The 12,309-nt window shown below is 39.1% G+C and carries 10 protein-coding genes; 8 read left to right on the top strand and 2 right to left on the bottom strand.

The window, feature by feature from the left end:
- Positions 1 to 94: 94 nt before the first annotated feature.
- A complete protein-coding gene (locus tag bsdcttw_RS19920; protein WP_225903716.1) occupies positions 95 to 1,537 on the top strand; it encodes a helix-turn-helix transcriptional regulator in 1,443 nt (480 codons plus the stop codon).
- Between the two features lie 226 nt (positions 1,538 to 1,763).
- Positions 1,764 to 3,293, top strand: coding sequence for a L,D-transpeptidase family protein (locus bsdcttw_RS19915; RefSeq protein WP_185256551.1), 1,530 nt, complete (start codon positions 1,764 to 1,766; stop codon positions 3,291 to 3,293).
- Positions 3,294 to 3,428: 135 nt separating this feature from the next.
- Here bsdcttw_RS19915 and bsdcttw_RS19910 read toward each other — a convergent pair whose 3' ends face one another.
- A complete protein-coding gene (locus bsdcttw_RS19910) occupies positions 3,429 to 4,784 on the bottom strand; it encodes an APC family permease (protein WP_185256550.1) in 1,356 nt (451 codons plus the stop codon).
- Positions 4,785 to 5,139: 355 nt separating this feature from the next.
- Here bsdcttw_RS19910 and bsdcttw_RS19905 point away from each other — a divergent pair, with 355 nt between their 5' ends.
- From bsdcttw_RS19905 to bsdcttw_RS19885, 5 genes are all read left to right on the top strand, one after another.
- The gene (locus bsdcttw_RS19905; protein ID WP_185256549.1) at positions 5,140 to 6,078 is read left to right on the top strand and encodes an ABC transporter ATP-binding protein; all 939 of its coding nucleotides are present in this window, start codon (positions 5,140 to 5,142) and stop codon (positions 6,076 to 6,078) included.
- On the top strand, positions 6,065 to 7,411 hold the full coding sequence (locus tag bsdcttw_RS19900) for an ABC transporter permease (protein WP_185256548.1): 1,347 nt from the start codon (positions 6,065 to 6,067) through the stop codon (positions 7,409 to 7,411). The genes bsdcttw_RS19905 and bsdcttw_RS19900 overlap by 14 nt, the downstream gene beginning before the upstream one ends.
- Positions 7,408 to 8,766: an ABC transporter permease gene (locus bsdcttw_RS19895; protein WP_185256547.1), complete on the top strand. Its 1,359-nt coding sequence runs from the start codon at positions 7,408 to 7,410 to the stop codon at positions 8,764 to 8,766. The genes bsdcttw_RS19900 and bsdcttw_RS19895 overlap by 4 nt, the downstream gene beginning before the upstream one ends.
- A 219-nt stretch (positions 8,767 to 8,985) precedes the next feature.
- Positions 8,986 to 9,303, top strand: coding sequence for a cyclic-di-AMP receptor (locus tag bsdcttw_RS19890; RefSeq protein ID WP_185256546.1), 318 nt, complete (start codon positions 8,986 to 8,988; stop codon positions 9,301 to 9,303).
- Positions 9,304 to 9,437: 134 nt separating this feature from the next.
- A complete protein-coding gene (locus bsdcttw_RS19885; protein ID WP_185256545.1) occupies positions 9,438 to 10,061 on the top strand; it encodes an HD-GYP domain-containing protein in 624 nt (207 codons plus the stop codon).
- Positions 10,062 to 10,064: 3 nt separating this feature from the next.
- Here bsdcttw_RS19885 and bsdcttw_RS19880 read toward each other — a convergent pair whose 3' ends face one another.
- Positions 10,065 to 10,529 (bottom strand): Lrp/AsnC family transcriptional regulator, encoded by a 465-nt coding sequence (locus bsdcttw_RS19880; RefSeq protein ID WP_185256544.1) that lies wholly within the window; start codon positions 10,527 to 10,529, stop codon positions 10,065 to 10,067.
- 333 nt (positions 10,530 to 10,862) lie between these two features.
- On the opposite strand from bsdcttw_RS19880, the gene bsdcttw_RS19875 reads away from it, so the two are divergent.
- Positions 10,863 to 12,278: an aspartate ammonia-lyase gene (locus bsdcttw_RS19875; RefSeq protein WP_185256543.1), complete on the top strand. Its 1,416-nt coding sequence runs from the start codon at positions 10,863 to 10,865 to the stop codon at positions 12,276 to 12,278.
- The last annotated feature ends 31 nt before the right edge of the window (positions 12,279 to 12,309 follow it).

The raw sequence follows: 12,309 nt of genomic DNA, 5'->3' as shown, positions 1-12,309 counted from the left end.
GCTAAAATAAAGTATCATCAAAAAAGTCGAGAAGGGGGAAGAAGGCTATGCTATACTGGAATCACTTCATGAAGAATAAAAACGAGGTGATGGTATGGATTACTTTCTGACGGTAAGTGCTGTTATTGTCTTTGTAGAAAGCAGGGTGGGGACAGAAATCAGATATGAGGAACTGGAAGAGGCCACAGGCTTTTCATTGTCTCATTTAAGAGCTCTGTTTGCTAATATAACCGGAAAATCCCTGTCCCGGTACATTGTAAGCCGAAGAGTTGCCAATGCAGCCTTTGACATTGTTCATAGCCATATGAGTATTCTTGACATTGCCGAAAGATATCAATTTTCAAATCCGGATACGTTTACAAGAGCATTTAACCGTGTTACCGGCTATACTCCATCGGATTTTCGAAAAAGGAGAGTAGAGGTAGGACGTATGAAATTATGCGCCGGTGTCTACGGTGTGTCAGAAAGGATCGAGAATAAGAATATGAATTCAGAGCAGTTAAAGACTACAGATAACAGTGTGGTTCTATATGGTGTACCTAAGGTAGGTTATGGTGTTTATCAGGGATGTACTCCTTATCCCATATGTTTAAAAGCCTGTGCCAATTATTTGGGTGAGGATATTGATTATGATTATGCCATGGTGGTTTGCGGGGCTGCATTTCGGTTGGTATGGGATGTTACCTGCTGGAATGCCGGTAATGTGGATGTATGCTTTACCTTTGAAGAATGGGAAAAGGTATACCGTCTTGGAATCGAAGGGCTGGGGTACCGTTATGAGGCTATACACCGTGAAAATAATACCAGGAAAGAAGACTTTATAAGCTTTATTAAAGAGCGAATCGACAAGGGTATTCCCTGTATTGCAAGAGGAATTATTGGGCCGCCTGAAACCTGTATTATAACCGGCTACAGAGATGGCGGAAATACTCTTCTTGGCTGGAATTTCTTTCAGGATAATCCGGAATTTGCAGGAAACGTACAATTTGATGAATCTGGCTACTTTATCTCCAAGGATTGGTGGGAGAATACAGATACTCTTTCAGTCATGTGCATGGGAGAGAGAACCGGTGATAAGAAGACAGCAGAGGATATTGTAAAAACGGCAGTTGAGGTCCTTACCGGAAGGCAGGAAGGGAATTATTCAAAGGGGCTTCTGGCTTACGATGCCTGGAAGAAGGCAATTATGGACGAGGAGCAATTTAGTGATAATGCGATACTGCCTATAATGGCTGAGAGAATGATGTGTCATGGAGATGCCATGGACTGTCTGATTGACGGAAGATGGCGCGGAGCAGAATTCTTCGGCAAACTTTCCAAGGAACAGCCAGGTGGAATATATGCAGAAGTGGCGGATAAATTCAAGCAAGTGGCAGAAAACATTGGAAAGATGGCTGAAGTTTTAGGTGGCTTTGACCGTACCCAAGTGCAGATGACCAACCTATATAAGCCCGAAAACAGAAAGAAAATCGGAGAATTAATCGATAATTGTAAATCTGCGGACGAAGAAGCTCTGTCTCTTTTGATGAAATTATAGGGGCTTTCTGGATAAGCTGGAAGAATTTAAGATAAAATCACCTTCTGTAATAGACATTTAATGAAAACGTAATTAAAATGCCAAGTATTTAACACCATTCTATGTTATTATAGGGATGTATGAATGAGTAGTATGCTTATTAAATAGAATATATAAACTATAATCATACACTTAAATAAAAATTTGAAAAATGGTATTCCATTTTCAAACTGGAAGGTGTGAAAATATGAACGAGCTGACAAATAAAAACTCAAGTAATAAGGAGAAAGGCAGTCTTGCGAAAAAGGCACTGCTTTACGGGGGAGTTGCCGTGGCAGTACCGCTCCTTATAATTTACTTATTTCTGGCATTTTATTACAAGAGCCATTTTTATCATAACACTACGATTAATGGTGTAAACGTCTCTGGTATGACAGAAGCACAGGCGGAAGCGGCCATTAATGAGGAAGTAGAGTCTTATGTACTCACTATAAAAGAGCGTAATGACCTGACGGAAAAACTCCATGGTGAGGATATCGGGCTGAATACTGTATATGATGAGAAGCTATCAGACTTATTATTAACACAGAATTCTTATACCTGGCCAGCTGCTTTATTAAAAGCTCATAAGATTACGTTGAAAGCAGCGCTTTTGTATAGTGATGAGCTGCTTACGGAATATTTTGATGGTTTAAAGAGCTTTGCATCAGATTATGATATAGCACCAGTGAATGCTCATATTTCTGATTATGGAGATAAGGGCTATGAGATAGTACCGGAGAATCAAGGAGCAAAGGTTAATCGTGATAAGATGTTTGAGGCAGTTAAAGCGGCTATTCTTTCTTTGAAGACAGAATTAAGCCTGGAAGAAGCCGGAGTCTATGAGAAACCTACCATCTTCTCGGACAATGCGGATCTTAAGAAAGCTTTGGATAAGATGAATAAAATGGCAGGCAGCGTTATCACCTATCATTTTGGGGACGTAACGGAAGTCTTAGACGGTAAGAAAATCAGTAAGTGGCTGGCTGTTGATGATAATATGAAGGTTACGTTAGATGAAAATGGGGTAAAAGAGTATGTGGATTATATCGGGAAGAACTATAATTCCTTTGGCAGAGTCCGTACTTTTAAGACCTCCTATGGAGATGTTTTAAAGATAAAAGGCGGCGATTACGGCTGGTGGCTTGACAGAGTAACAGAAAAATCAGACCTGCTTAAACTGATAAAGAATGGTCAGCAGATAGAGAGAAAACCTGCTTATTTTCAAACTGCCCAGCAATATGGTACCGATGACATCGGTAATACATATGTAGAAGTAAATCTCACTGCCCAGCACTTATTCTTTTACAAAGAAGGAAAACTGATTCTGGAATCGGATTTTGTATCCGGTAATCTTTCAAAAAACAATGGCACACCGGTAGGTACCTATCCCGTTCAATATAAGGAAAATGATGCTACTTTAGTAGGAGAGGATTATGCGACACCGGTAAAATACTGGATGCCCTTTAACCGTAATATCGGATTCCACGATGCTCCCTGGCGTTACAGTTTTGGCGGAAAGATCTATATGACTAATGGCTCCCATGGCTGTATCAATATGCCGCCGAGCAATGCCAAAAAGATGTTTGAGAATATCAAGCGAGGAGTAGCTGTAGTAGTGTATGAGCTGCCGGGAACGGAGAGTTATAATAAGAAGGACGATGACAGTCTGGTGAACAAAACACCTGCAGATAAGAATAACGGAACGGAGGATACGGGCAGCAGTCAGGGAGAATAATGGCTGCACAGCTTGAGATCCTATCAATAAAAGCCCTGTACTTTTCCTTAACGTAATATACGATGAAGAAAAGGTACAGGGCTTATTATTACTTATAATTATATTATTAATTATTATATCCGATAAATTTCAGTACTATTTAGAAGCTTTTCCTTTAAAATACAGAAATCCTAATAAGCAAACCAGTCCGCAGAAAAGGATAAAGCAGATTACATGAAGAGGATTGGAAATGAGCCCTCCAATTAAGATAATAAGCGATCCGAATAATCCTAATACCGGGCAAAGGATTCCTTTGAAGAAACTTTTGATTTCACCATTTTTCCGTAAAGAAATAACCTTCATATAAAGCAGCATATAGCAGATATAACTGAATACAATCGCTATTTCGCTGATATCGCTTCCCTTTAGGAAATCAGTCTTCATAGTGATGTAATGGAGCAGCATCCAGACCGCTGCTGTAATATAAGCTATAAGAGCGGAAGGGAGTGAAATCTCATATTTTGGGTGAAGCCTTGCAACCTTTTCGGCACCAGGAATCATGTTTCTGGCGGCTAGGCTTTGAGGCATACGTATGCTTCCTAAGGTCATTCCGTTTACAACCCCCAGAACGGATATAACAATAAAGAATAACAGCAATTTTGTACCGCTGCTTCCTAAAATAATCGCACCGGCCTTATTAACAGCATCATTCCCCAAAGACATAATATATTCAGAGCCCAGCATGTTGTTTAAACCTAAAAAGTATAGGATATATACAGATAATACGGTCAAAGGTCCTATTATAAGTGCCAGAGGCATATTTCGTTTGGGGTTTCTTACTTCATTTGTAATATTAACAGATACAACCCAACCGTCAAAGGAGAAGGCAATAGGGGCCAGAGCTGCCAGCCAGGCAAGTCCCACGTGGGTTTTCTTGATGACCTCTATACCGGTGGGTATTGCAGCAGGCTGACCATGATAAAAAATTCCGGCCACTGCAATAACAACCAATGGAATAAGTTTTATGATTGCGGCAATATTTTGAATATAGCCGCCTAATTTATATGATAAGATATTAACACCATAAAAAAATGTGAAAATAACATAGCCTAAAGCAATCTGTGCTTCTAAAGAAGCATTTATTCCTAAAAAGGAGAAAATATAAAGTGCTGCTACCCATGATATTACTGCATTAATAGTCGGAAAATAGATAAAAGTCTGAAACCATCCAAAACCACTTGCGGATTTTGGTGAGATAAACCGCTCAAAATAGCTGATGATACCCCCGGATCCTTCCGTACGGATGGAAAGTTCGGTTAGGGTAAGACTTCCGAAGATAATACTTAGGGCACCTATAACAAATACAAGAATACCTAGTCCGACACTGCCTCCTGTAAATTTTAGTACATCGTCCACTTTAAAAAAGATACCGGAACCGATTACAATGCCAATAATCATGGCAGTAGCTGTAAACAGACCATAATGTTCAATCTGCTTGTTTTTGTTCTCCATAAGAACTCCTTTCCTTTGTTATATACGCTGTATAAGCAATTATTGTGTGAAATTTGCTTTTGTTTTGTAGAATTCGAATACAGCATACCGGAATATTTTAATATTAATTGTATAAATTGTCAAAAGAATCTTTTAAATATAATGAATTAGAAATATTATTTACAATAGGTTACAATTCATTCTACGAAAATTTTTAACGAAAATTTAATCTATTTATAAATAAAATGTAATTGCATATTACGGGGCTTATTGATATCATTAACAAGAAATATTATCCAGCTGCTGGGTAAAGTAAGGTTAATTGCAGGTTTAGTTTGAACAGAGCTGGTACAAAAAGGGTAAGGAGAGAAAGAGTATGTCGTTAATTGTCAAAAACATAACAAAAAAATATGGTGACAAAGTAGTAGTTGAGGATTTAAGCTTTTCCATTGAAAATCCCGGAGTATATGCGTTACTTGGAACGAATGGTGCCGGAAAGACTACATCTTTGAGAATTATTTTAGGAATGCTTTCAAAAGACGGGGGAGATGTATTGTGGAAAGGAAAAACCCTTGATACGGTTAATGCTAATGTCGGCTATCTGGCAGAAGAAAGAGGGCTGTATCCGAAATATTCTTTATTAGACCAGCTTTTATATTTTGCCAAGCTTCGGAATGTTCCTAAAAAAACTGCTATGAGCCGTATTGAGTATTGGTCTGATCGTCTATCGGTTAATGAATATATATTTCCTCCCAAGGTAAAGGGAAAGACAGTAAAAGCCAACAAAGCGGACCAGCTCTCAAAAGGTAACCAGCAAAAAATTCAGCTGATGGCAGCTCTTATCTCAGATCCGGAATTAATTATTCTGGATGAACCTTTGAGTGGTCTTGATCCTGTAAATACAGAACTTTTTAAAGGAATCATCCGAGAAGAGATTGCGAAAGATAAGTTCCTTATTATGTCCAGCCATCAGATGCCTGTAATTGAAGAATTTTGTTCTGATATTACGATAATGAACAGAGGAAAGGCAGTGCTGCAAGGTAACTTAAATGAGATTAAAAAGAGTTATGGCAGGGTAAACCTGTTTGTTAAGAGTGATGTAGAAATTGCCTCCTATATTGAGAACTTTGGTATTCAGATAACCAATAAGACTCCCGGCGAATATCAGCTTAAGGTATTGGGAGAAGAGCAGGCAATGGCATTTTTAACAAAGTTGATTCAGGATAAGATACCGATTGTCAAATTTGAACTTAGAGAGCCCTCACTTCATGAAATATTTATAGAAAAGGTCGGTGATACCCATGACGAAAAGTAGTATTAGCGGCTGGAAGGACGTATTTTCTTTTACGCTGACTGAAACCATTAAGAATAAAGCCTATAGGATTACCTTCATTTTAATGGCATTAATTGCAGTAGTATCCATGCCTTTAATCCAGTATCTTACAAAAGGTGGAGTTGCAACCGGTGCACAGGGAGATAGTTCCGTAACGAAGGTATACATACAAAATGAAACCTCGCTTATAGACCTTGATTTCTCTTCACTGAAACAGGAAAAAGCTTTTCAGAACACGGAATTTACCAATCTGACCGAAGACTATAAAACAGTTGCGGACAGAATCGAAGCTTCAGAGAAGAGTTCTGTGATACTTACAATAAAAGAACAGGATGGTGCCTACAAGCTGGAATTTGCCAAAGCCTCCAAAGGACCGGTAAAGGACTTAAATATTATTTCTTTGGCAGATGAGGTTAGCAACAAATTCAATCTACTTAGGCTGACAGCCCAGGGTGTTTCTGAGGACCAAAGTGCACTTATTCTTGCTAAGGTCGATACTGCCACAGTAAAGCTGGATGCACAGGGAAACACAGTAAAGGATGAAAACAATGCAATTACCATGAATGAATACTGGTTCATCTATGGTATCCTCTTCTTTTTAATGATGGTGAATATTATGGCTAGTTCTCAGGTGGCCTCTTCTGTTGTTATGGAGAAATCCAGCCGTATTGTTGAATATCTTCTGATATCCGTGAAACCTCTTGCATTGATGGTAGGTAAGATTCTTGCTATGCTCTGCGCTGTATTATTACAGATTATATCTTTAATAATACTGGTTTTTATCTCCAACAAGGCTTCAGCTTCTATCTTTGGGAGTGGAAAGCAAACAGATATCATGAGTCAATATTTACCTCATAACATCTTTCAGAATCTAAATATTGAAAATATCTTGCTGTGCCTTATTTTGATTGCACTGGGACTTATATTTTATGCAGTTCTAGCCGGTATGGCCGGAGCAACTGTAAGTAAAATGGAAGAGTTGAATGAAGGTATGACTCTAATAACCCTTGCAACTTTGGTTGGTGTCTATATCGGAGTCGGAGCAGCCAGTGTTTTGATGGGAAGCGGAAACAATGCATTTGTTTACTTTGCTTATCTCTTTCCGTTATCGTCACCCTTTATTCTGCCAGGGGCTATACTGATAGGTAAAGCAAGTTTATTAATTGGATTAGGAGCTATTATTATTCAGATTGTACTAAACATCCTTTTATTCCGTTTTGTAGCAAGTATCTATGAAGTTTTAATACTTCATAATGGAAACCGTATAAAGTTAAAGGATTTATTCAAACTGAATAAAGGAGGTATAAAGGCATGAAGGAAAGATTAAGAGGCTTTCGTGCGGTATACAGCTTTACCTTTAAGCAGTTGTCCGGCACTAAGAGCTTTAAGATAATAACAGTTTTGATTGCGCTGCTTATAGCGGGCGGTTTAATTGTAGGCAGCGTTGTAGGAGCTGGACGTGGTAAAGATCATGGCAATGGAACTGGTGCTAATGGCGAAACAACCGAAGTATCCCAGGTTGAAAATGTCCTGGTGATGGATGAGAGCGGATTAAGTCCCATTGATTTTTCAGCATACCTGAAAGGTAATAAGGTATTTGAAAATATACAATTTAAGGATTTTGAGGGAACTGATTTTTCGGAAGCAATAAAAGATTCAGGCGTAACTCAAAAAACAGTTATCTTGCAGATAGTAAAGCAAGGGACGGATTATCAATTAAAGGGAGCTTTACCGGAGAACAGCCTTTTAAAAGAAAAGGATGTTAAAAAGCTGGTCTCTGCTCTTTCTCAGGCTTTCCAGTTAGTTAAGTTAAACAAAGCCGGCCTTACGCCTGAGCAGATAACTGCAGCAATGCAGTCGGTGGATTATTCCTATTCCAATATCGGCGATAAGAGCAATAATGTTGCTACCGTTATTGTTAAGATGGTAGCCCCAATGTTATTTAGTTTTATGCTGTATATGATGCTGATACTCTATGGTCAATCCGTCAGCAAATCAGTGTCAGGTGAGAAGACCTCCAAACTAGTTGAAACTCTTTTGGTATCTGTGCGCCCGGATGCATTGATAGCAGGTAAGGTCGTAGCGGTTGCAGTGCAGGGAGTGCTGCAGTTTATAATCTGGATAGCAGCTTTGTTTATCGGTCTTTATGGCGGAGATATGGTTGCCAAAATGGTGCACCCAGGTTACACCAATCCTGTAATAGCAGTATTAAATGCCGTTAAAAATAATATCGGAGAGTCAGCTCTTTCCCCGGCGGCTGTTCTGTTAGCTGTAGCATTTTTCTTTGTAGGATTTTTATTCTACAGTGTATTGGCAGCGCTTGCAGGCAGTATGGTTTCAAAACCAGAGGATGCTGCATCAACCCAGAGTATTTTACAGCTTCCGATTGTAATCAGCTGGCTTCTCTGCTATTTTGTACCACTTAACGGCAATGAAACCTTTATTCCTGTTGCCAGGTATATCCCGTTTACAGCACCCTTTTGCGTTCCGGTAGATACCTTGACCGGAGCTGTTAATCTTTGGGAAAGTACTCTAATGCTGATGGTTATGATTGTATTTACTCTTCTTTTAGTTGCATTGTCATCGAGAATATTTAAGGGATTAATCTTATATAATGGACAGAAGGTCAACCTAAAGACCATTCAGGGAATCTTAAAGGGTAAACAATAAAGATAAAACAAAGGCTAATCTTTACTTTGATTATAAAATGTACTATAATAGAAATATAAAATACAAGTTATTAGAAAGTAGTAGTTTTTAGCCTTTGTTATGTGAATATTAGTTTATTAACTCCACACTACGTTTACAGTAACAAGATAAGTCAATAATATGATTGTAATGATGCAAATCCTGGAGACAGAATTTATAGATAGAAAGGAAGGGATTACAATGAAACTGATTTATGTAATAGTACGGAATGTAGATAGCACGAGAGTAACGGAAGGTTTAAATACCAAGGGATTTTACGTTACAAAGCTTGCGTCAACGGGAGGTTTCCTGAGAGAAGGCAATACCACTTTGCTGATTGGTACGGAAGAAGAAAAAGTGGATGAAGTAATAGAACTGGTGAAGAAGGAGTGCGGACCAAGACAGCAGATAATTTCCAATCCCGTAGGTTCTGCTGAGTTTTATTCTACCCAGGTTATGGTAAATGTAGGCGGTGCTATCATTTTTGTTACAGATGTTGACAGATTTGAAAGAATTTAAGCTGTCTTTCCTGAAATTAGTTGCCTGAACACAGATAATTTAGTAAAATAGTACATTGTAGATAATGAATTATAGGGACAGAGAAACGTTCCTATAATCGGATAAGCTATACCATCCGAAGAAAGGTACTTAAGATGAGCAAGGCAGACAGCAAAGCAGAAGACTACATAGATTATCACGAAATTATAGAGTGCATAACAGGTGCATTAGATGCCAAGGATAAATACACTGCCAATCACTCCTGGCGTGTGAGCGAATTGGCGATGAGAATTTGTGAAATCATTGGATTAAGTAACAATGATTCCAATGAAATTCATATTGCAGCACATCTTCACGATATCGGAAAGATTGGGATACCAGACTCTATCTTAAACAAAGAAGGAGAACTGACGCCTTACGAATGGGAGATGATGAAAAAGCATCCGGTGATAGGATATGAGATACTAAACAAATCCAGTCGGATGAAGCAAATCAGCGGTATAGTCCTGCATCACCATGAGCGTTATGACGGAAGAGGTTATCCGAATGGAATCAAAGGAAATGATATCCCTTTAGGTTCAAGAATTATTGCCATTTGTGATTCCATTGATGCTATGACTACTCATAGAAGCTACCGCAGCATCTTATCCCTGGAAGAGTGTTACATAGAAATCGAAAAGAACTTAGGATTTATGTACGATCCCTTTATTGGCAAATACATTCTTGAACATTGGGATAATGTAATTAAACCGCTTATTAATTTAGAAAAAGATACATAATAGTTATTCTGACAAGGGGGATTCATCCGGTACCATACCGCATTGAATCCCCCTGTGTTCTACCGCAGTGGAGAACACAATCTGGGTGCTGGTACGTCCGAATTTCTGAATCTGCCCGATAAAGGAATCCAGTTCCATTGTACTGGGAAAGCCTACCTTTATTAACATGGCATAATGACCGGTGACACAATTGCATTCTATAACATTGGGGCAGGACTTAATAAAGGGATAGAATTCCACTTTCTGAAATGGCTCTACCTCCAGATTGATAAAAGCTGTTATATGATAACCTAATTTTAGCCAGTTTACTTCAGCATGGTATCCTTTAATAATACCATCCTTTTCTAACTTGGCAATTCTGGCTGCCACAGCAGGTGAGGAGAGAAATACCTGGTCTGCGATTACTTTAAGTGGTGTTCTTGCATTTTTCTGTAGAATTTCTAGTATATGTTCATCAACGTGGTCCATATGTATACCTGCTCTCATGATTTTTTACAAATCCCTTATTTGCTTAATATTATAAATTAGAATTAAGGTGATTGCAAGAGAGATTCCTTTTTACACATAAGAATATTAAGATTGGTAAAGGGTACATGGTAAATAATCGAAATTATTCCTTGAGAAAATTTAATTTTATTATGTCTATAGATGGTATTTTTTTTCGAAATTCAATCCTTTCTCCAATCTATTTACGAAGAAATAAAAAGGTGCTATTCTCATTTGCATAAAGAAACCAGCAGTCTAAACTGCCGGTGACTGTAATGAAATTGTGGGAATAGGAAAGGATAGGTCGAAGGAATTATGAGAATAGAAGCCGATTCAATGGGGAGTATGGCATTACCGGAAGAGGTATATTATGGAATACAGAGTCTGAGAGCAAAAAATAATTTCAATATGACGGGAAGGCCGCTGCATCCCCTTTTTATTACCAATCTGGCCAGAATAAAGAAGGCGGCGGCACAAACCAATTATGAAGCAGGTTTATTAACAAAGGAGCAGGCTGACAGTATTATGAAGGCCTGTGATGAAATTATAGAGGGCAGTTTACGAGATCAGTTTATTGTAGATGCTATCCAGGGCGGAGCCGGAACCTCAGCCAACATGAACGCCAATGAAGTTATTGCCAATCGTGCCATAGAACTTTTAGGTGGTAAGAAAGGTGACTATTCGCTCATACATCCAAACGACCATGTTAATATGGCCCAGTCTACCAATGATGTTATACCAAGTGCCGGAAAGATGACAGCTGCAGAGCTGTTAAAGGCGGCAGTAGCAGAGCTTAAGAGGCTTTCCAAGGCACTGAATCAAAAATCCGCTCAATTTGATAAGATTTTAAAAATGGGTAGGACCCAGCTTCAGGATGCAGTTCCTATGCGCCTTGGTCAAAGCTTTTCAGCCTATGAAAGTGCTATCAAGCGGGACATCAGGAGACTCACCCTGGCAGGAGAAGAATTACTTTCACTAAATCTTGGTGGAACGGCAATCGGAAGCGGGATTAACGTAAGTCCTTATTATTATGCTGCTATAGTTTCGAATCTCAATAAGTTATTTGATTGTGAATATCGGCAGGCAGCAGATTTATTCGATGCCACACAGAATCTTGATGGCTTTGTTCAGGTATCAGGCTGTTTAAAATCCTGCGCTGTCAATCTGACTAAGATAAGCAATGATTTAAGACTTCTATCATCTGGCCCCAGAACGGGATTCGGAGAGATTAACCTTCCGGCTCTTCAGAACGGTTCATCCATCATGCCGGGAAAGGTCAATCCGGTTATACCGGAGGTAGTGAACCAGGCAGCGTTTCAGATTATCGGAAATGATGCTGCTATCACCTGGGCAGCATCAGGCGGACAGCTGGAATTGAACGCATTTGAACCGGTGCTTTTTCATAACCTGTTTGAGTCACTGGACTTACTGCGGCAGGCAGCGCAGACCTTTACAAATCTCTGTATTACCGGTATTACCTCCAATGGGGATAAATGCTTAAAGCACCTGGAGAGCAGCGTGGGTATTGCAACAGCGTTATGCCCTGTCTTAGGTTACGAGGAGTCTGCAAGAGTTGCTAAAAAAGCCCTAAAAGAGGGCTGTTCTGTAAAAGATGTGATTCGGAAAGAGAATATAGTTTCGGAAAAAGAGATGGAAAGAATGTTTAACCTATTTCCCATGACCATGCCTCCAAGACAAGTATTTTGTATTGAAGAAGTGGCAAAGCTGTGATACAGTAATAAAAAAGCAAATGAGGCTATGG

Origin of the sequence: Anaerocolumna chitinilytica, from assembly GCF_014218355.1 — a bacterium.
GTDB lineage: Bacteria > Bacillota > Clostridia > Lachnospirales > Lachnospiraceae > Anaerocolumna > Anaerocolumna chitinilytica.
Note: the sequence above shows the minus strand (reverse complement) of the source record. Positions and strands in the feature narration are given on the sequence as shown.